The sequence below is a fragment of the Ruegeria faecimaris genome (assembly GCF_900182615.1).
Taxonomy (GTDB): domain Bacteria; phylum Pseudomonadota; class Alphaproteobacteria; order Rhodobacterales; family Rhodobacteraceae; genus Ruegeria; species Ruegeria faecimaris.
The window spans coordinates 1-19,351 of the sequence record NZ_FXTE01000023.1 but is presented as its reverse complement, the minus strand read 5'-3'; the positions used below and the strand labels follow the sequence as shown (position 1 = coordinate 19,351).

The 19,351-nt window shown below is 53.6% G+C and carries 16 protein-coding genes and 1 pseudogene; 4 read left to right on the top strand and 13 right to left on the bottom strand.

All coding sequences use genetic code 11. From position 1 onward, the window contains the following. Window positions 1-366 precede the first annotated feature (366 nt). The 8 genes from FN806_RS19930 to FN806_RS19895 form a co-directional block, all read right to left on the bottom strand. Window positions 367-1,671: an aminotransferase class III-fold pyridoxal phosphate-dependent enzyme gene (locus tag FN806_RS19930; protein ID WP_246097360.1), complete on the bottom strand. Its 1,305-nt coding sequence runs from the start codon at window positions 1,669-1,671 to the stop codon at window positions 367-369. A 52-nt stretch (window positions 1,672-1,723) separates the two neighbouring features. Then, window positions 1,724-3,286, bottom strand: a complete 1,563-nt coding sequence (locus FN806_RS19925) for a trimethylamine methyltransferase family protein (protein WP_142640360.1) — start codon at window positions 3,284-3,286, stop codon at window positions 1,724-1,726. Then, on the bottom strand, window positions 3,279-4,511 hold the full coding sequence (locus FN806_RS19920; RefSeq protein ID WP_142640359.1) for an aromatic ring-hydroxylating oxygenase subunit alpha: 1,233 nt from the start codon (window positions 4,509-4,511) through the stop codon (window positions 3,279-3,281). Before FN806_RS19920 ends, FN806_RS19925 begins: the two co-directional genes overlap by 8 nt. After that, the gene (locus tag FN806_RS19915; protein WP_142640363.1) at window positions 4,511-6,571 is read right to left on the bottom strand and encodes an oxidoreductase; all 2,061 of its coding nucleotides are present in this window, start codon (window positions 6,569-6,571) and stop codon (window positions 4,511-4,513) included. The genes FN806_RS19920 and FN806_RS19915 overlap by 1 nt, the downstream gene beginning before the upstream one ends. Window positions 6,572-6,632: 61 nt before the next feature. Further along, window positions 6,633-7,694 (bottom strand): ABC transporter substrate-binding protein, encoded by a 1,062-nt coding sequence (locus FN806_RS19910; RefSeq protein ID WP_142640358.1) that lies wholly within the window; start codon window positions 7,692-7,694, stop codon window positions 6,633-6,635. 1 nt (window position 7,695) lies between these two features. Then, window positions 7,696-8,808, bottom strand: a complete 1,113-nt coding sequence (locus FN806_RS19905; RefSeq protein WP_142640357.1) for an ABC transporter ATP-binding protein — start codon at window positions 8,806-8,808, stop codon at window positions 7,696-7,698. Next, complete coding sequence (locus FN806_RS19900) at window positions 8,805-9,593, bottom strand: ABC transporter permease (protein ID WP_142640356.1); 789 nt, start codon at window positions 9,591-9,593, stop codon at window positions 8,805-8,807. Before FN806_RS19900 ends, FN806_RS19905 begins: the two co-directional genes overlap by 4 nt. After that, window positions 9,590-10,459, bottom strand: coding sequence for an ABC transporter permease (locus tag FN806_RS19895; protein ID WP_142640355.1), 870 nt, complete (start codon window positions 10,457-10,459; stop codon window positions 9,590-9,592). The genes FN806_RS19900 and FN806_RS19895 overlap by 4 nt, the downstream gene beginning before the upstream one ends. A gap of 109 nt (window positions 10,460-10,568) precedes the next feature. Here FN806_RS19895 and FN806_RS19890 point away from each other — a divergent pair, with 109 nt between their 5' ends. Further along, complete coding sequence (locus FN806_RS19890) at window positions 10,569-11,222, top strand: TetR family transcriptional regulator C-terminal domain-containing protein (protein WP_142640354.1); 654 nt, start codon at window positions 10,569-10,571, stop codon at window positions 11,220-11,222. Window positions 11,223-11,668: 446 nt separating this feature from the next. Further along, window positions 11,669-12,619: a proline racemase family protein gene (locus FN806_RS19885; protein WP_185956754.1), complete on the top strand. Its 951-nt coding sequence runs from the start codon at window positions 11,669-11,671 to the stop codon at window positions 12,617-12,619. 710 nt (window positions 12,620-13,329) lie between these two features. Here the strand turns inward: FN806_RS19885 and FN806_RS19875 are convergent. The 4 genes from FN806_RS19875 to FN806_RS19860 all read right to left on the bottom strand — a co-directional run bounded on the left by FN806_RS19875 (window position 13,330) and on the right by FN806_RS19860 (window position 15,134). Next, entirely contained in the window at window positions 13,330-13,644 is a 315-nt protein-coding gene (locus FN806_RS19875) for a monooxygenase (protein WP_142640352.1), read from the bottom strand. Between the two features lie 30 nt (window positions 13,645-13,674). After that, entirely contained in the window at window positions 13,675-14,052 is a 378-nt protein-coding gene (locus FN806_RS19870) for a hypothetical protein (RefSeq protein WP_142640351.1), read from the bottom strand. Window positions 14,053-14,063: 11 nt separating this feature from the next. Further along, complete coding sequence (locus FN806_RS19865; protein WP_185956753.1) at window positions 14,064-14,507, bottom strand: MarR family winged helix-turn-helix transcriptional regulator; 444 nt, start codon at window positions 14,505-14,507, stop codon at window positions 14,064-14,066. A 168-nt stretch (window positions 14,508-14,675) separates the two neighbouring features. Then, the gene (locus tag FN806_RS19860) at window positions 14,676-15,134 is read right to left on the bottom strand and encodes an Lrp/AsnC family transcriptional regulator (RefSeq protein ID WP_142640362.1); all 459 of its coding nucleotides are present in this window, start codon (window positions 15,132-15,134) and stop codon (window positions 14,676-14,678) included. A gap of 113 nt (window positions 15,135-15,247) precedes the next feature. On the opposite strand from FN806_RS19860, the gene FN806_RS19855 reads away from it, so the two are divergent. Together FN806_RS19855 and FN806_RS19850 are read left to right on the top strand one after the other, a co-directional pair. Continuing rightward, window positions 15,248-16,453 carry a methionine gamma-lyase gene (locus tag FN806_RS19855; RefSeq protein WP_142640349.1) on the top strand — a complete coding sequence of 402 codons (1,206 nt, stop codon included), beginning with the start codon at window positions 15,248-15,250 and terminating at the stop codon, window positions 16,451-16,453. 11 nt (window positions 16,454-16,464) lie between these two features. After that, window positions 16,465-18,840 carry a 1-deoxy-D-xylulose-5-phosphate synthase N-terminal domain-containing protein gene (locus FN806_RS19850; RefSeq protein ID WP_142640348.1) on the top strand — a complete coding sequence of 792 codons (2,376 nt, stop codon included), beginning with the start codon at window positions 16,465-16,467 and terminating at the stop codon, window positions 18,838-18,840. A 403-nt stretch (window positions 18,841-19,243) separates the two neighbouring features. Here FN806_RS19850 and FN806_RS19845 read toward each other — a convergent pair. Continuing rightward, window positions 19,244-19,351, bottom strand: a pseudogene (locus FN806_RS19845) (IS5/IS1182 family transposase); the annotation flags it as partial.

The following is a 19,351-nucleotide window of genomic DNA, read 5'->3' as shown; positions in this document are numbered from 1 at the left end:
GACTAAAATTGATCCACTGGATCAATTGCTTAACGTCTTCACCTCGTCAGGCTCATAACCTGAAGGCCAAAGGTTCAAACCCTACTCCCGCAACCTAAATCACTACACAATATCAATATATTACACACCGTGCCCGAGCGGGCTTTTGCGTTGCGCCATCACAACTGAAAGCACCGTGGAAGCAAACAGTACGAGAAAAACACTGTGACGGACCCGTAACAGATAATGCCAACCCGTAGGTTACCGTCGCTGTCAAAACCTTCTTCAAATCCGTCAAGGCCGAACGGTTTTGGCAAAGATCGTGGAGCATACGACAATACGCTGAAATGGCGACCTCCGGGCTATCGCAACAATAGCGCAAGCAATTCATTGGCCTCTAATCCCGCTGAGCCACGTACTTGTCGCTTCAAGCCCTTTTCGCAAGACATCGAACATTTGCTCAATTTCGCTCTCGCTAATGATAAGCGGCGGTGAAAGAACACACATGTTGATCACAGGTCGAACCAATAACCCACGTTTCTGGCATTCGATATCGATCTGGCTACCAATCTCGTAGTCGCACCCCAGATCGCTCTGGGGATCACCATCGACTGAGCATTGAACGCATCCCATCAACCCCATGCCGCGCACATCGGTAACGATGTCAATCTGACCCAACTGCTGTAGCTGATCCTGAAAAATCGGAGTGACCCTTCGAACGTGTTCGAGAAGCTTTTCCCGTTCAATAATTTCCATACTTTTCAGACCAGCGGCCGCGCTGACCGGGTGGCCAGAATAGGTGTAGCCATTTGAGAAGGTAGCATCTTTCCCTGCAACATCGGCGATCAATCTATCCGAGATAATCGCGGCGCCCATCGGCGCATACCCAGATGTCATTCCTTTGGCGCAGGTGACTATGTCTGGCTGAATGCCAAAGACTGTTTCTGACGCAAACCAATGGCCCAATCGCCCGAAAGCGGTCACTACTTCGTCGGAAATGTATAGAACATCATACTTCTTGCAGATGTTTAGGCAACTTTCGTGATACCCTTTCGGCGGCACTATCACGCCACCAGAGGCAAGAACAGGTTCGGCGATAAAAGCGGCAACATTTTCTGGGCCAAGCGCCACAATGGCGTTTTCCAGGTCCGAAACTTTCTCTTTCAGAAAGCTCTCTTCGCTTTGACCAGGCGCACGATAAAGCGGATTCACGTCTGGCAAGAAATGTGCGAGGTCATCCGCCTTGTCGAGCCAATGCCTGTCACGCTCTTTTCCACTGACGCTGGCCGCCAAAAAAGTGCTTCCATGATAAGCTTTTTGCCTTGAAATGATTTTCTTTTTCTCGGGGCGTCCCAAGAGGTTGTTGCGGAAATGAACAAACCGGATGGCCGTATCTACCGCAGTGGAACCGCCGGTGGTAAAAAAGACATTGTTCAAGTCGCCCGGCGCACGTTTAGCGATTTCGCGCGCGAACCGCGCAGTAGTCGAGTTGGAATTGTTAAAGGGTGAGAAATAGGCAAGGTTTCGAGCCTGCTCAGCCATGGCCTCGGCCATCTCCTCTCGGCCATAACCGATCTGGGTGCACCACATGCCTCCCGGTCCGTCGATCAAGCGTTCGCCTTTTTCGTTCATGACATGGATCCCGCTGGCACCTTCAATAAATGTTCGGTCGTTTTTGCCCAAGGTTGCCATACCTTCCCACGGGTGCAGGAAGTGGTCGTTGTCCCAGTGCTTGACGTTAGAGTTATCCACGGCGGGCCATGCTTTCTGTGCTCATCACAATTGGGAATTCTTCGCGAACCTGAGCGTCTGAGGCGCCGAAGTAGTTGGGGAAATGGCTATCGAGAATGGAATTGGCCTTGTCACGGGCGCGGTCCAGAAGATCAGTTTTGCCTTCGTTTTCCCATGTGTCCGTGCGCTCACGATCCATGAGCCGTGGGTAGACAAATTCGCTGTTCATATAGCTCAGTGTGTGCGGGTTGCCGAGAAAATGACCAGGGTCGATGGCACACTGGTGGATCACATCCACCGCCATGGTTTCATCCGTGACTTCAATCCCGCGCAACGACCGCAGGATCATACCGCCCGCTTCGTCATCGATGACCATGCTTTCAAAACTGCATCCCATCAGGCTACCGATCATACCCCCGAACTCGCACAAACGATTGGCACCGGCATGAGCGGCAAGCGTGAAGGTTAGTGCCTTTTCCAACCCATATTGCGCGTCGGGTATCTTAGCATCGGTCATGCCTGCGCCGACAGAGGTTGGAAGGCCATAAAAGTTCCCCATCTGAATGGCTGCGGCCCCGATCAGAGCCTGTTCGCCACTGCCGCCGGTGAACGACCCGCTGCGCAGGTCAGTGATGAAGGGCCAGGCAGCAAAGCAGACCGGACAGCCCGGTGTGATGAGGTTTACGATGGCAACGCAGGCCAGCGTTTCGGCCACGGTTTGCACCAGCGTTCCCGCAAGTGTAGCGGGGGCTGTGGCCCCGGCTTGAGGAGGCACCGCCAAATCAACCGTCAGGCCCAACTTGGCGGTATCAATCAGGATTTCCATGTTTTCCTTGCCGACCCGCAAGGGGGAAACCATGGGGCAGCCACCAAATATGACGCTTGGCTTTTTCATGAAAGCCCCTTCGCCACCTTGAGCAAAATCAAACATGCGGATGGCATGCGGAATATGGCTGCGGTCGCGAAAAGTCAGACAGGCAGGTTTTTGACTGCCTGCGAGCATGGCATAAATGGTGTTCATGTCGTGAGCGAAATCATCAGTCACATCGGTGGCCAAAACTGTGTCGCCCAGCATATGGATGTTGTCCAAACGGTCCACCAGACGGGTGAAATCATAGACATCGCGCAGGATCGACGGGCGATAAGATTTAGTTTCGGAATCGAAGGTGGTCACGGCGGTGCCGGAGTTGGCGAAATAGACGCTCTCCGCCGAGCAATGCATGTCGTCTTTTCCTTCACGCTCTCCTCGGGCATAGACGTAAAACTCCTTGGCAGCACCAGCCAGGATGTCTTCCATCAGTGCGCGGGGGAAGCACAGCCGATTTAGATCATTCATCACCGCGCCTTTGGGCAGCACCAGATCAAGCAGTTCCGGGAAATGATCGGTAATGCCGGTTTTTTCCAGAACGGTCAGAGCCGCTTGATGGATGTTTTCCATATCTGTTGGGGTAAGCGGCTTATAGCGTCCGCCGCTTAAGCCGCCATGCACGGCCTCATTGCCGGTGGTCGCCTGTTGCACCTTTATGCGCGCGGCGCGCCCGCCGCCACCGCGACGGCGTGATTTTACCTCAGCCATTACAGGCCATCCTTTGTTCTGGTTCCGAGCGGATCATGGCAAAATAGAAATCGTAAAAATCCTGGATCGAGGTTTCCATTTCGCCCAAGGGCCCCGGTTGGAAGTATTGAGAATTAACGCCGGACTGGTTGTGCCGAATGATGCGTTCGTCATCCAAAGATGTGACATGCCAAAGCCAGGTCAGGTCTTCCTTGTTGTAATCTTGGCCTTCTTCGGCATCAGCGCTAACCAGCCAGACCACCTGAATGTCGGTTTCCTGTAGACCACGTGGAATAAAGCGGTAGCCCACCATATGATCCGAATAGATCAGGAACCAATTCAATGGGCCAATATCAAAGTCAGTTGCGCCACCGTCGAAGCCTTTCAGCGTTCCAAGCAATGGCGCAAGCGCCTCGCCCGATTTGCTGCCGGTTTTGTAACCTTGGTAAAGCGGGTAGCGCCGATAATACCCGCTGGTGAATGGGGTGGGCGCAGCCTCGCCAACAAGCGCCAGTTCATCAGGTGTCAGCCCGACTTTTACAGCCCTTGCATTTAGCGGCTCGACCAAGCCAGCCATGTCTTGTGGCGATTTCAGGCTATGAGAGCGAGAGTATTCTTTGTGTGCTGGTCCGCAGTGATAGCATTCAAGATAGTTCTCAACCGCCAGTTTCCAATTCGCGGGAACGGGAAATGACGCCGTATGCGCCACTTTCAGATCGTCAAAGCCATAGGGTTCGACGAGTGGCGAAAGCTGGCTGAGGACAGGATCTAGCGATGGCGTGTTTGCATCGGCACACACAAAGATCAGGCCTTTAAAGACACTCACTTGAACGGGAAAGAGCCCGAATTTGGATGGGTCAAAGTGTTCCCCCATGTTATGGCCTGCACGAAGTTTTCCCGATAGCTCATATGTCCAGGCGTGATACGGGCAAACAAGAACACGGGAGTTGCCAGACTGTTCAGTGCAGACGCGAGATCCACGATGGCGACAGACGTTCAAATGAGCGCGAACTTCGCCTTCGCGGTCGCGAACAATAATGATGCTCTCCGGGCCATAGTCGAACAGAAAATAGTCTCCGGGGTTTGGGATTTGGCTGACATGCCCTGCCCAAAGCCAGTTACGGTTCCAGACCTGGGCAATGTCATTGTTATAGATGTCTTGCGAGGTATAGAATTCACGCGGCAGCGCGTGGCCGTACTGGTGCGAGGCCATCAAAGCATCTAACTCAAACGGTCGGCTGTTCATCACGTTTCCTCCAAATCGACTATCTCGCGGCGAAACCAATCCTTGTCTGCTTCTGCCTTTGGGCGTTCAAAATCACGTGCCGCGCGGTGGCCTGCGAAGACTGCGTCCACGATCAACCCAGGAGACGCGGCATCGCCAATAAGTTCGAGGGTTTTCAAACCGATCCCGCGCAAGCTGTCATAAAGCGCTGTCTCACGATGGCGCTCGGTAACCAGAACTGCCGAGGCACAGGGAATACTCGCTTCGCGACCGGTAAAGGCACATCCGATGCGGGCCATGTCACCTTCAACCGCGGTCAGCACCTGATTACAGCGAATGTCGATGCCAAGTTCGATCAGACGAGCCTGAATACGGGGCTGCTCCAAAGTATGTACGGCGTAAGCAGAGACCAAACTCTCCGGCGTGACAAAGACCACCGGATATCCGGCAGCTGCCAGTTTTTCTGCAATCACACCTGCCAGATAGATATGGTCATCATCATAGATCATCACCGGGCCATTCGGAGGCAATATGCCGTTCATGATATCATCAGGTGTCAGCACTCTGGCGCTTTGCTCGATATGAGGCATACGGCGCTGGGTGTTTCGCCCCATGCCATCCGTACGCCAACGGCTGCCGGTGGCGACAAAGACGTGTTCGACGCCAAGCTCTGCCACCTGATCGCCGTCAAGTCTGCTGTCGGTGAACAACTGAACGTTGCCGCGCTGTTTCAGATCATTCAGGCGATAATCGACGACGCGCGACCAGGCCGCTAGGCCGGGAAGCCTGCTTTCCTTTGCAACACGTCCACCAAATTCAGCTGAGGCTTCGGCCAAGGTCACCTGATATCCTCGCCTTGCGATTTGCATGGCACACTCAAGACCTGCGGGTCCGCCACCGATTACCAGTGCCTCCGCCTCGCTTTTTTTCGGTGCAATGATCTCGGGGTGCCAGCCGCGACGCCATTCCTCGCCCATGGTCGGGTTTTGGGTGCAGCGGATCGGAATACCCAGATTGTCCGAAGACACGCAGATGTTGCAGCCGATGCATTCGCGAATTTCGTCGATCCTGCCTTCTTCAATCTTCTTCGGTATGAACGGGTCCGCAATAGAAGGTCGCGCCGCTCCGATAAGGTCGACAATACCTTTCTTGACCATCGACAGCATCATATCGGGGGAGGTCAGGCGACCGACACCTACCACGGGTTTCCGTGTGATCTGTTTGACGTGGGACAGAAACGCGTTCTGATAACCATCTTCCGGCTGGAATCTGGTTGTGGCACTGTCATTGGACCAGTCGGCCACATTCACATCCCATAGGTCAGGAAGATCGGCCAAAAGCTCGACCACGGCACGGCCTTCTTCTGCGGCCTGCATACCGTCGGCGCCCACCATCTCATCAATGGCAAAGCGGAGCGCCACAGCGCAGCTGTCACCTACAGCTTCGTGGGTATCTTCCAGCAATTCGCGCGTCAGGCGCACGCGATTTTCAAGCGACCCGCCATATTCATCACTACGCTGGTTCATATGAGGCAGCATGAAATGTTGCGCCAAAGTCATGTTATGTCCGGCATAGACGTAAATGATGTCAAATCCGGCATCTTTCGCGCGCAGGGCGGCCTCGCGATGCCAGCGGCGGAATTCCCAGATATCGGCCTTATCCATGGCCTGCGCCTGCTTGGGATGCGTCGTATCGACGGACATCTCGGACGGAGCAAGAACCGGGGCGCGGGTCAGCAAGTTTTGCGCATGATTGCCATTATGTACCAGCTGGATGGCCGCCAACGCACCATGTGCATGTACTGCATCTGTCATCAACCGCAACGCAGGCACATCGCGTCCATCCCACAATCGCCCCTCGGCATAGGGGGACAAGTCCGAGGTCGGGTGTATCTCGGTCTCCTGATTGGAAACCACTGCCCAACCACCTTCAGCCTTCATTCCGCGGACGGCAGCATCCGCCCGTGGCCTGAGGTGTCCCAGCCCGGTGCAATGCGGCACCTGATAAAAGCGGTTTCTGGCTGTGACGGGCCCGATCTGAATCGGTTCGAAGAGCAGAGCGTATGGGTTCGCGTCCGACATAATCACGCGTTTTTCCTATATTTGGGTTCCGGAGCCCGAAGGCCCCGGAAATATGGTTGTGTTAGAATCCGGCTTTGATCCGTTCAAATTCTGCCAGCATTTTTGCCTCCAACTCGGGATTCACCGCGTCAAAGAACAAACTGCTTTCGAAGAAGCTTTTCGGATCGGCAAAACCATAGGCTTCGATATTGGCTTGATCGGCGACTTCGAACGCTTTTGCGTTGGAATGCGGGTAGCCCCAGTTGTCGATGATGTATTGGCCGCTTGCAGGATCAGTGAGCGCGTTCAACAGATCATAGACCTGATCGACCGGTGTCGTGGAAGACTTCAGATGCACGTAGCCACAGGCCCAGGTCGCGATACCTTTGTCGGCGTCACGCATCATGGCGGCAGGCACTTCGTTCCAGATCAGGTTCAGTTCGGACTGGTTCCAGGCCCAACCCATTTCGATCTCACCGCTGGTCATGGCCTGATCAAACTGACCCGCATCGGACCAGTAAAAGCGCATGTTTGGGTGGATTGAGCGCAGGAAATCCGATGCTTCTTTGAACTGCTCATCGCTCAGATTTGTGTAATCATCAGCGTTTCCAGTGGCCAGCGCAGCCAGGGCATATGCAGACGACGCCGCATCCGGGATCGCGATCTTACCTGCATAGGCCGGGTCAGCCAGCAATTGCAGCGAGATATCATCCCCCGAGATTTTGTCGGTACGATAGATAAGACCCGTGTTCCCCCACTCGAACGGCAACATGTAAAGCTGGCCGTCCAGGACGATGGCGTCGACTTCCTTAATCTCAGGTAAAACATCGGCCCAGTTGGTCAGTTTGCTTTCATCCAGGGGCTGGATCAGGTCGGCTGCGACCCATTTCCGGACCGCGTCAGAACAAGGATGCGCCAGATCAGCCGTGAAACCCGAACTCAGTTTCGTGAAGGCTTCCTCCTGACTTCCAAAATAGGAATAGCTTGGCGCCTCATCCCCGTATTTTTCCATGTAGCTGGCAAAGAACCCGGGGTCTTCATATCCCGACCAGTCAAAAACCGTTAGATCAGCGCCACCTGCTATGGCACTTCCCGTGCTTATTGCCGTCGCACATGCGAAGGCCGCAATTCCCTGAACTCTCATTTTATCCTCCCACTATTTTACTATGGTCTGTACCAAGATCGATCACGCTTGCACCCTGAAGCCCCAGCCAAACTGCGTCGCCGCGTTTGAAATCGACCGTGTGAAAGTAGTTGGGAACCGAGACCGAGATTGGCTTTTCGGCTCCCGCAACCTGAATGTGATAGTGAATGTTCTCGCCATAGAAGGCGACATTGCTGACAGTGCCTTGAACCGTTGATGGATAGTCTTCTGGCTTTTCAGCAGCGATTTCCAATTGTTCCGGGCGAATACCGATGTTCATGTCTTTAGAGCTGGTCGCAACGTTGGGATTTCTCTCAATCTCAATCCGCCCGAAGGCGGCTGCATCGATCGACAACATATTGCCGGTTTCGCCCGACAGCTGGGCAGGCAGTATGTTCATCTCACCGATGAAACTGGCCACTTGCTGATCACAGGGACGGGCATAAAGCGTGGTTGGTGTATCCACCTGCTTGAGCCGTCCGTCGAACATCACACCAATACGGTCGGACATCGTCATTGCCTCATATTGGTCATGGGTGACCATCACAAAGGTGATGCCAAGCGACTGCTGCAGATTGCGCATTTCAAACTGCATCTGCTCGCGTAGTTTCTTGTCGAGAGCTGACAAGGGCTCGTCCAGTAACAACACCTTGGGTCGCATGATCAGCGCGCGGGCGAGCGCCACCCTTTGCCGCTGCCCACCCGACAACTCACTTGCGCCGCGATCCTGAAGACCGCCCAGCTCGACCATTTCCAGGGCCTCAGCTACGCGCTGTTCGATCTCGGCCTTGGGCGCCTTGCCCCGTAATCCATAGGCCACGTTGTTCCCGACGTTCAGATGCGGGAAGATCGCGTAGCTCTGAAAGACCATGTTCGTTGGACGGTTGTTGGCAGGCACACCTTCCATATCCTGACCGTCGATCAGCACGGTACCCTTGGTCGGTTCCTGGAAGCCCGCGATCATCCGCAATACCGTGGTCTTGCCGCATCCCGAGGGGCCGAGGAGCGAGAAAAACTCGCCCTCTTTGAGATCGAGATCGATCCCGCTCGCAGCCAGGAATGTGCCATAGCGCTTTTCGACGCCCCTGAGTTCTATGATGTTTCTGTCTGTCATCGGACCTCTGATGCGGATGAGCGGCGGCGGAAATACTCGGCCAGCACCAAAAGCAGAACCGAGGTGAGCAGCAGGATAGAACCCAAGGCCAAAACGTTTGGAAGCTTGGCGGGGAAACGGATCTGGCTCCAGATATAGACCGGCAGGGTTGGCTGGTTGCCGGACAGGAAAAAGGCTAGGACGAACTCATCGAAGCTGACCGTAAAAGTGACCAGCATGCTGGCTACGATGCCGGGGGAAACGACCGGCAGCGTCACGCGACGGAAGGTTTCGAACACGCCGACGCCCAGATCGTAAGATGCCTCTTCCAGCGACGCGTCGAAGTCATCAAAGGCAGACTTCAGGATCGAAACGGAAAATGGCAAGGCAAGGAACGTATGGCCCAGAACAACGGTCAGCAGAGATGGCTTGAGACCGAGAAACAGAAACAGGACCAGCATTGACGAAGCCACGATAATACCCGGGATAACCAAAGGCAGCATTACCAGACCTTCAGCTGCACGCTGACCCCGAAAACGGTACCGAACAAAGGCGCGCGCGGCGAACAGCCCCATAGCGGTAGATAGAATTGCGACGACCGTGCCGACACCCAGCGAATTCCAAAGGGCCTGGATCAGCGTATCCTGCTCGCCCAGTTTCCGATACCAGTCCAGCGTCCAGCCTTTTATCGGAAAGGCAACGATTGTACCGCTGTTGAACGAGAACAAAGGTAGGAAAAGAACCGGCAGGTACAGAAAAACCAAATACAGGAAAGCATAGGCTGTCAGGGTCGAGGGGCGCTTCATCTGATCCTCCTCCCAAACTGGGTGGCGGTAATAACAAACACGATGGCGACGAAGCCGACCGACAGCATCGCGATCAGCGAAAGTGTGGCGCCGAGAGGCCAGTTGTTAGCGGCCCCGAATTGCACCTGAATAAGATTGGCGATCATCTTCCCGTCCGATCCGCCGACCAGCGCTGGAGTCACGTAGTCACCGACAGTCGGAATGAAGATGATCAGGCAAGCCGCAATGATCCCCGGGATCGTCAGCGGCAGCGTCACCCGCATGAAGCGTTGCAAAGGACTGTTGCCGAGGTCGGTGGCGGCCTCCAACAGGCTTGGATCGATCTTTTGTAACGAGACATAGATCGGCAGGATCGCAAAAGGTGCCCAGGCATGGGCAAGCGTCAGTACGACAGCGAATTCATTATAGAGCAAGAAGTCGAGCGGTTCGTCGATCAGACCAAGCATCAGTAGTGCAGAATTCATCACCCCGTTGAACCCAAGGATGAGTTTCCAGGCAAATACGCGCAGGAGGTAGCTGGACCAGAACGGAATGGTGATGAGCAGAAGCCAGATGGTCTTTTTCCGGGCCTTCATCGCGATGAAGTACGCGATGGGATAGGCCAGTGCGACAGTGACTACCGTAACTGCTCCGGCAATCCAGATCGACCTTAGCATTAAATGTCGAACCAGCGGATCGGCAAACGCGTCGCTATAGTTTTTCAGCGTCGGTGTCTTGTCGAGCGTTACGTAGGTTTGGGTCCAGAACGAATAGGCGATCAGGATCACCAAAGGCGCCGCCACCAGAAACCCCACGTATGCCGTGGCTGGTGCGCTGAGGGTATAACCCCGGGACGCTTCGCTACGAAAAATCACCCTATCTCCCATCTCGGTACTTACGAGTCTCTAATGGACGATCGTCCATTTAATGTTGCGCCAGAAAGGCCTTTCGTGTCAATCTTACTGTGAGCCACCCATATGAGAAGACCCTAAGCTAATGGAATCATTGAATAGAGTGACAGAGCCTAAAGGAAGAAAGCGTAGCTCGAAGCGCGATCCAGAAGCCAACAGGCAGCTTCTGATCAAGGCGACACTGGATACTATTGCTGATATCGGGGTCACCGATACCTCGGTCAGTCGCATTTGCGAGCGCTCAGGTCTGTCGCGCGGAATGATCCATTTGCATTTCGGGGGGAAGGACAATTTGCTGACCGCAGCGGCCCAGCATTTCAGTACCGAGTATTATGCCGAGATGGACAGAATGACCGAACTGGGCTCGGATGCATCGCCCGAAGAGCGAGTGATGGCTGTGATCGAGGCGGATCTATCCGAAGCTTTGCTCAATCCACGAAGTACGAAAATCTGGCATGCATTCCGAGGCATCGCGAGCTCACACCCAGGTATTGCCCGATACAGCAGCACTCAGGATCCCAAACTTGTCGAGACTTTGCGGCGTGCGTTCACGGAGATAGCCAAACAAAACGGACATGATCCGAACTTGGTGAATGATGCCACCAGCGGAACGTTGGCCTTACTGGAAGGTATGTGGGTAAATTACCTTACCGATATGCAGGTTTTTTCGCGACGACGCTCTGCTGAACTTATTCGAAGATTTTTAGGCGGACTTTTTCCAGGAAAATTCAAGTTGTGAGCCTTCACGACGCTCAGGTTTGAGATGGAAACAATGCCTCTTCCTGGAAAGCAACTACTGGTATTGGTGAGGCCTCTAGCGTCCAAGTAGCATCCACCTAGCTATTGAAAAATCTCGACGTCCGCTGTGCGCTATTAGCGGACTTTCACAATTAAGCTTTGTAGTCCGAGATGCGCAACCAAGTGAGGTTTTGCAGCATTATTGACGTCGTGGTGTGGCTACGCACCCGTTGGTCCAATCTTCAAGCTGGTCGGGAAAAGCATCGACTGACTTCGCTCGGCGCCTGCGATAAATCTCGACATACATGCCTCCAGCCTTTGCCGAAAAGCATACATCATCCAGAGTTTTCACACAGACTCAGTCCAATACACCATCAGCTGAAAGCAAGCATGGATGTTTGCAGCCAGAAGCTACAAGGTAGCACACGATATCCAGGACACCGAACAATGCCTAAAAAACACCAGGGACAAACGGTTGCGATAGATGTTGATCTCGCTGGAGATATTCTTCGGGTGGCGGTTTCTGGTCTTCCTAAACTAGTTTCTAGGAACGCGGCTAGCGCCTTGCTGGAGCTTCGTTCGGATCACGAACAGTTTCGGGGGTTTTTGAACCTCCCACCAAATGGAAACCACCTCATCAACTCTTGCCTACTCTATCCACCCTTTGAGCAATGTACCGATGGGGCACTTTTTCTAGCCTCTCAGTTTGCATACGCACCATATGCCGGAACCGCACTCATGGCTGCAGCCACCATAATTGCGAGCGCGAAGCGTCAAGCATTAGCCAAAGATCAACAAGTTGTTGCTTTGGAAACAGCAAATGGTGTCATGGAAGTACAAGTAACCCGAACAGATAGCGTTATGACACATGCCAAGTGGTTTACTGTCAAGCCCAAGCTATTGATTAATAATCAAATATTGAATCTTCCTCTAAGTGGAAACATTCCAGTTTCTCTAGTCGATGCCGGGTTGCCGTATTTGGTTGTCGATGCAGACTATCTAGGTATTTCGCTTAGTGAGCGCCAAAAATTGACCAACGCTGCAATTGAGTTAAGCGGGGCGGCTAGTAAACAATTTCCGATGTCCAATTTTGGCATTGGCGGCAGCTACGGTAAATACTTGGTCATGTTCAGTTCGAAATCAGGGAAGAACCATATTAAAACTGTCTGGGCCTCTGAAAAGGGAGAACTGGCAAATTCGGCTGGGGGGACAGGCGCATTGTCTGTTGTGGTGGCGTGCGAGGGCAACGGGTCACTATCTCCAGGCAGGTCCGTGACAATCGAAGCACCGGGCGGGATTTTTGAATGCCAAGTTGTCGGTCAATTCGCCACTGTATCAGCAGAAGTTAGGATCGTTGCAAGGCATAGCTTTCCTTCTTTTTACTACGCTAATCCGTAAGGCAGCTTTTTAAATTGGGTGTTTGGGTGCAGAACCCTAACAAACCGAGCAACTGAATTCCATTCTGCCAGAACCCGTTGTGGCGCCTTAATTGCAACCCAGTGCCTGGTAGGGCCACTTAAAGCTTCGGACATTGCCGACGAGAGTATTGGGCCGACCCCCGACGAATATTCGGAAAGGCCTTCTGCGGGCAAGTTTTTCGCCCATCTTCACTAAAATCTGGGTTTTTTAGCTCAATCAGCCCAAATCGGACATTGGTCGTGGCAGTAAAGAACGACAGGAGTACACTAAAGGCACCAAAATCAGCGTGCTTTCTTGATCTTTATTTTGTCAAGCTTCGCTCTGCTCTTGGTCGATTCCTCAGAGCGCGTGAGAGCTTTGGCAATGGCCTTCAAGCCCATCCCCTTTGACACCAGTAGGTGCAATTTTTGAATTTCCTCTTGTGTCCAAGCTTGACGGTGACGCTCAAATCGTTCTGCCATGGTTTTCGTCTACCTTATCAATGTGTCTGATCTGTCATAAAGCATGGTGGTCGTGTTGACGCCAGCTCAAGCAAAATCACGAGTATCTTAGTGAAGCAGCGGTGATACCAAACGCTACAAATGACAGACCCAGCCCAAAGCGGACAATCAAGACCAAACTTTGCAATTCCGGATAGCGGACCGAACCGGACATCAACGTTTAGCGTGCCAATGTCCGGTCATTGCTCGTCAGCCTTCAAGTGGGGCTCTGTTGATGCGACTGACCTCTTCCATAATGTCGAAAACATGGTCGGCGGTCACTGTGATCCCTATCGCTTCCAGGCGCTTCAGATGCATACTTTTATAGCTTTCCAGGTATTCGCGGTTCCGAAACAGGTATGTGGACCCATAGTGATTGGTTCCATCTTCGACAGTCCAAATCTTCCAGATTATTCCTGGCTCCTCCGCGATACTCTTTGCAAGTTGCTCGGTGCCGGCGAGAAATTCTTCTGTGATCGGACCTTCATAGGTCATATGCAGATCCCAGACTTTCAGTGTACTCATGTTTAGTTTCCTTTGTGAGTTTGGGAAAGTTCAGCGGTTTTTCCCGAGTTGGTAGAAGCATAGGACCGCAAGCAAGGCGAAGAAGATGGGGTCAGACCAGCCAAACCCGGTGAAAACTCCTGTCAGGCAGGCGTAAAGCGTGATGATGACGCCAAGTAGATTGGTCCACATCAATCCTGTGAGAATGGCGATTGCAGCTTCACTGCCATGTTCAACGTCCCGAAACAGAAAGCTGATGATCCCGATGCCGCCCAGAAATATCGAGTTATGCTGTGACAGGAACACAGCGTATTGGTCGTTTATTTGCAGGCCGTAGTTTGGCCAGAGGATGGCCGGGGCAAAGAACAGCGCGAGCGCGAACAACATGTAAATCACGCCATGCGCGGTCAGGAGTGTTTTGTTAGGCATGTTACGACTTTCTAAGGTTGAGGCAGTTTTTTTCGGAGGTGGTTGAGTGTCTTGATCGTCTGGCGTTTGTCCTGCACGCTGAGACCACCAAAAATCTGTTCCAGAGCTTGATTGTGGAGTGGCAGGAATTCGGCCACTTTTTGGCGCCCGGCTGCGGTCAATAACAGAACACGCGCCCGTCTGTCGGTTTCATCGACACTCTTTTCCACCCATCCGGCTTGAACCAGGTTTTTGACAACCACATCCAGGTTGCCGGATGTAGACAGTGTCAGCCGCATCAGATCGTTGATTGACAGCGGACCCTTGTTGCTAAGTGTTTCCAGCGCGTCCCATTGTGGCGCTGTAAGGCCCGCCGAACGAAACGCAGACACCATAGCGCGCATGAATAATTGCTGACTGCGTAGCAGGGCCAGCACCAGGGTTTGGTTTTCTCGGGCTTGATTTTTATGTCTCATGTTGCGCATGTATCCCTAGTTAGGGATAAATTCAAGTACTCCCCATAGAATGACCTAATCCACTCATTCGCTCGATGTGCAGCATTTGTTGGAATGACGCATAAATCGAGCTTTCGCTGCATCTGCGCTAATGTCCGCAATCATTTCATCTCAGTTCATCAAGCAACGTTACTCTGTCACTGGAAATACATTTGTCTTCTTGACAACTCCGTAGACAAAGCTGCTGTCCATGGAGGCAATACCTCCAAGAGGATGCAGCTTTCTGCGAACGAATTTTTCGTAATCTGAAAGATCAGCCACGACCACACGAAGCAGGTAATCCGATGAGCCGGTCATAACGAAACACTCCAGTATCTGGTCAATCCGCGCAATGGCTGCTTCGAATTTCTTTACTGTCGCTTCAGTATGGCTTTCCAGTTTGACGTGAACGAATACCGTTACCGGCAACCCGTAAGCCTCGGCGTCTATGTTGGCGCTATAGCCGGTGATGATTCCATATTGCTCGAGCAGCTTCAGCCGCCTCAGACAGGGCGAAGGTGACAAGTTCACCTCTGCTGCCAGGTCTTGATTCGTCATTCGGCCATTGCGCTGCAACGCTCGAATGATCTGTTGGTCTTTACGGTCTATTTTTTTCATAGATTAGCATATACTGCTACAAACGAGGTAGTATAAGACATTTTTGGAATATTTTGCCACTCGTGTCGTCATACTCTGCTTCTTGAAAACCAAGGAGTCACCCAATGCGCAACCGCCCCGACAGCTTTTCCACTCTTGCCATTCACCATGGCTATAACCCGATGGAAAACGAAGGTGCGTTGACGCCTCCGCTGCATCTGACCTCGACATTCGCTTTCGAAACCGCGGAAGCAGGCGGAGCGATGTTCGCGGGCGAGCAGGCAGGGCATGTTTATTCGCGCATCTCGAACCCGACTTGCGATTTGCTGGAGCAACGCATCGCGGTGCTTGAGGGGGCAGAGGCAGGATTGGCCCTGGCCTCGGGGATGGGGGCGATCACCGCAACGATGTGGACTCTTCTTGCCCCGGGGGATGAGGTCATTCTCGACAAGACGCTCTATGGCTGCACATTTTCCTTCATGCGGCACGGGCTGGCAAAATTCGGTGTGACAGTGACCCATGTGGATCTGACGGAGCCGGAAAACCTGACAGCGGCGATCAGCGGAAAAACCAAGGTGGTCTATTTTGAAACACCCGCCAATCCGAATATGCGCCTTGTAGATATCCAGTCTGTATCAGCCATTGCCCATGCCAACGGCGCCTACGTGGTGGTGGATAATACCTATGCCACGCCCTATCTGACCCAGCCAATCAAACATGGCGCAGATATCGTTCTGCACTCGGCGACGAAATATCTAGGCGGTCACGGAGATGTTGTTGCAGGGTTGCTGGCCGGATCGGCCGAGCTGGTGACTGAAATCCGCCTCTATGGGATGAAAGATATGACCGGCGCGGTCATGGCCCCGTTTAACGCGATGCTCATACTGCGCGGCCTCAAGACACTGGAATTGCGCATGGATCGGCATTGCAGCAGCGCTGCGACCATCGCCGAATATCTGGAGCAATCCGCCGGTGTGCGAAAGGTCTGGTATCCGGGACTGAGCAGTTTCGAACAGCATGATGTCGCGCAGCGGCAGATGTCCAAATTCGGCGGCATGATTGCGTTTGAACTGGATGGCGGTCTGGAAGCAGGGCGCGCGATGATGAACAGACTGCAAATGATCACCCGCGCCGTATCATTGGGAGATGCTGAAACACTGGTGCAGCACCCGGCCAGCATGACCCACTCTACCTATACGCCTGAAGAACGCGCCGCACATGGCATCAGCGATGGGCTGGTGCGATTGTCCATTGGCCTGGAGGGGATCGACGACGTGATCCACGATCTCGAACAAGCCTTGCCAAGACCCCCTGTCCGCAGCGCAGCTTAAGGAAATTGACCATGTCCATTGATCTCAAAACAATTGAACAACGTTTGCTGTGGCTGTCCCACTGGATGATCCACCATGCGAACCACATTCGGCCCAAAGCTGACGGGATCAAGGTTGGCGGGCATCAGGCGTCTTCGGCGTCGATGGTATCGATCATGACCGCGTTATATTTTCAGACCCTGCGCCCGGAAGATCGCGTAGCAGTCAAACCGCATGCCTCGCCGGTCTTTCACGCGATTCAGTATCTGATGGGCAACCAGACCCGTGAGAAGTTGGAGAACTTTCGCGGATTTGGTGGCGCGCAAAGCTATCCTTCCCGCACGAAAGATATCGATGACGTGGATTTTTCGACCGGTTCGGTGGGCCTTGGCGTTGCTATCACCTCGTTTGCGTCACTTGTGCAGGATTATGTACAGGCCAAATCCTGGGGCGATACGCAAAAGCTTGGACGCATGATCGCATTGGTTGGCGATGCTGAGCTGGACGAAGGCAATATCTATGAGGCACTGCAAGAGGGATGGAAGAACGATCTGCGTAATTGCTGGTGGATCATTGATTATAACCGCCAGTCATTGGACGGCGTCGTGCGTGAAGGACTGTTCCAACGGATTAAGCAAATCTTCGACGCCTTCGGATGGGATGTTGTGCGGGTTAAATACGGCGCTTTGCAACGCGCTGCGTTTAAAGAGCCGGGCGGAGAGAAGCTGCGTCAATGGATTGATCAGTGCCCCAACCAGCTCTACTCGGCACTGACCTTCATGGGGGGCGCGGTGTGGCGCGAGCGACTGATGGAAACCCTCGGCGATCAAGGCGACGTAAGCGCGTTGCTTGATGCGCGCAGCGATGACGAACTGGCCGCTCTGATGGAAAATCTGGGTGGGAACTGCGTCACCACCATGGCAGATACCTTCGCCGCAATAGATCACGACCGCCCGGTCTGTTTCCTTGCCTATACGATCAAGGGCTGGGGGACGCCGATTGCTGGCCACAAGGACAACCATGGTGGGTTGATGAACAAGACTCAGATGGCCGAATGGAAGAAATTCATGGGTGTTACTGAGGGTGATGAATGGGAGCGCTTTGCCACCATCGCAGACCCGGCAGCGTTTGAGAAAATGCTGGCAAAGACGCCCTTCTTCGCCAGCGGGCCGCGCCGATACTCAGATGACGTTATCGACGTCCCCTCAGTTGAGTTGGATCCGGGTCGTGAAATCTCGACTCAAATGGCATTCGGCAAGATTCTGGATGACCTGTCCAAAGGCAACAGCGCGCTGGCCGAGCGGATCGTGACGACCTCTCCGGATGTGACCGGCACAACCAATCTTGGCCCTTGGGTCAATCGCAGGAAACTGTTTGCGCGCACCCATCAATCCGACACTTTCAAGGCTGAAAATATCCCCTCCACCGCGAAGTGGGAGTTTACACCAGATGGTCAGCATATCGAACTTGGCATTGCTGAAATGAACCTGTTTTTGCTTCTGGCGGCGGCAGGGCTTTCGCACTCGGTTTTTGGCAAAAGGCTTATTCCCATTGGAACGGTCTATGATCCTTTTGTGTCCCGTGGCTTGGATGCGTTGAATTACGCCTGTTATCAGGATGCCCGTTTCATGATCGTGGGCACGCCCTCTGGCGTCACTTTGGCGCCGGAAGGCGGGGCGCATCAATCAATCGCGTCGCCGCTGATTGGCATGTCGCAAGACGGGTTGGCCGCATTTGAGCCCGCCTTTGCGGATGAATTGGCGGTCATCATGGAATGGGCCTTTGCCTATATGCAAAAAGATGGCGAGGGAGATCCCGATGAACGCACCTGGTTGCGCGACGAGACCGGCGGTTCGGTCTATTTACGTCTGACGACCAACCCGATTGAGCAGCCCGGTAAACGCGTGGATGACGATTTCCGTCAGGGGGCCATCGACGGTGCCTATTGGCTACGCAAACCGGGACCGAACTGCGAAGTTGTCATTGCTTATCAGGGCGCGGTTGCCCAGGAGGCCATCAGGGCAGCGGGCCATATCGCCCAGGGGCGGCGGGATGTCGGCGTTCTGGCAGTGACCTCTGCCGACCGGTTGAACGCCGGCTGGACTGCAGCGCAACGGGCGCGCACAAATGGCATTCGGGGCGCTGAGGCACATATCGAAACGCTGCTGGCAGATGTGCCGCGCGACTGCGCATTGATCACAGTGATCGACGGACACCCGGCAACGTTGTCCTGGTTGGGTGCCGTTCATGGCCACAAAACGATTCCGCACGGTGTGGAGCATTTCGGCCAAACCGGGTCTATTGCGGATTTGTACCGTCATTTCCGCATTGACGCTAACGCGTTGATCCAATCAGTAGGCGAATTGTCCCATGGTCGTAAAATCCCTCAGATTGTGGCTATAGCATAGCAGCAGCAGACATTGGATCACGTTGCTGCGTCTGCAACTATGGGCTCTCCTGTCGCCACTCTCTGCGGAGCGCTTCAACTGGTGGTAAGAGCCCATTTTGTGAGTCCGATTTTCATGCTGCGTGCGCTCGCGGTGTGGGAAATGCTGCGGTAGCGTAAAGTATGGTGCTGTCGGGCAGCGGGAAATGTCGCCATTCGTGCAGAGTGCAGCAAGGATCAGGGACTGAATTCACACATCGCGGACGAAGCTGACCTTGATGGTCACAGACTGAACGTCGGCTTCTGGCATCGTTGCGTGTGCTCTTCCTACAGGGCAAATAAAAACGGGCGGTCCGTTTCGAGCAAACTTACAATACCGGGCAATATTCTTATTCTATCTTCTTCTTTCCAACTAGGGTCAGGACTCATAGCCAATATATGACGAGAGCTGCGATGGCGATTGCTGAGAGGAAGACCTTCGGGCACCTGTCGTAACGGGTTGCCACACGGCGCCAATCCTTGAGCCTGCCAAA

Coding starts and splice junctions, on each gene's coding strand:
- FN806_RS19930 (WP_246097360.1), bottom strand. CDS start 1,671: ATGGCAACCTTGGGCAAAAACGACCGAACATTTATTGAAGGTGCCAGC.
- FN806_RS19925 (WP_142640360.1), bottom strand. CDS start 3,286: ATGGCTGAGGTAAAATCACGCCGTCGCGGTGGCGGCGGGCGCGCCGCG.
- FN806_RS19920 (WP_142640359.1), bottom strand. CDS start 4,511: ATGAACAGCCGACCGTTTGAGTTAGATGCTTTGATGGCCTCGCACCAG.
- FN806_RS19915 (WP_142640363.1), bottom strand. CDS start 6,571: ATGTCGGACGCGAACCCATACGCTCTGCTCTTCGAACCGATTCAGATC.
- FN806_RS19910 (WP_142640358.1), bottom strand. CDS start 7,694: ATGAGAGTTCAGGGAATTGCGGCCTTCGCATGTGCGACGGCAATAAGC.
- FN806_RS19905 (WP_142640357.1), bottom strand. CDS start 8,808: ATGACAGACAGAAACATCATAGAACTCAGGGGCGTCGAAAAGCGCTAT.
- FN806_RS19900 (WP_142640356.1), bottom strand. CDS start 9,593: ATGAAGCGCCCCTCGACCCTGACAGCCTATGCTTTCCTGTATTTGGTT.
- FN806_RS19895 (WP_142640355.1), bottom strand. CDS start 10,459: ATGGGAGATAGGGTGATTTTTCGTAGCGAAGCGTCCCGGGGTTATACC.
- FN806_RS19890 (WP_142640354.1), top strand. CDS start 10,569: ATGGAATCATTGAATAGAGTGACAGAGCCTAAAGGAAGAAAGCGTAGC.
- FN806_RS19885 (WP_185956754.1), top strand. CDS start 11,669: ATGCCTAAAAAACACCAGGGACAAACGGTTGCGATAGATGTTGATCTC.
- FN806_RS19875 (WP_142640352.1), bottom strand. CDS start 13,644: ATGAGTACACTGAAAGTCTGGGATCTGCATATGACCTATGAAGGTCCG.
- FN806_RS19870 (WP_142640351.1), bottom strand. CDS start 14,052: ATGCCTAACAAAACACTCCTGACCGCGCATGGCGTGATTTACATGTTG.
- FN806_RS19865 (WP_185956753.1), bottom strand. CDS start 14,507: ATGAGACATAAAAATCAAGCCCGAGAAAACCAAACCCTGGTGCTGGCC.
- FN806_RS19855 (WP_142640349.1), top strand. CDS start 15,248: ATGCGCAACCGCCCCGACAGCTTTTCCACTCTTGCCATTCACCATGGC.
- FN806_RS19850 (WP_142640348.1), top strand. CDS start 16,465: ATGTCCATTGATCTCAAAACAATTGAACAACGTTTGCTGTGGCTGTCC.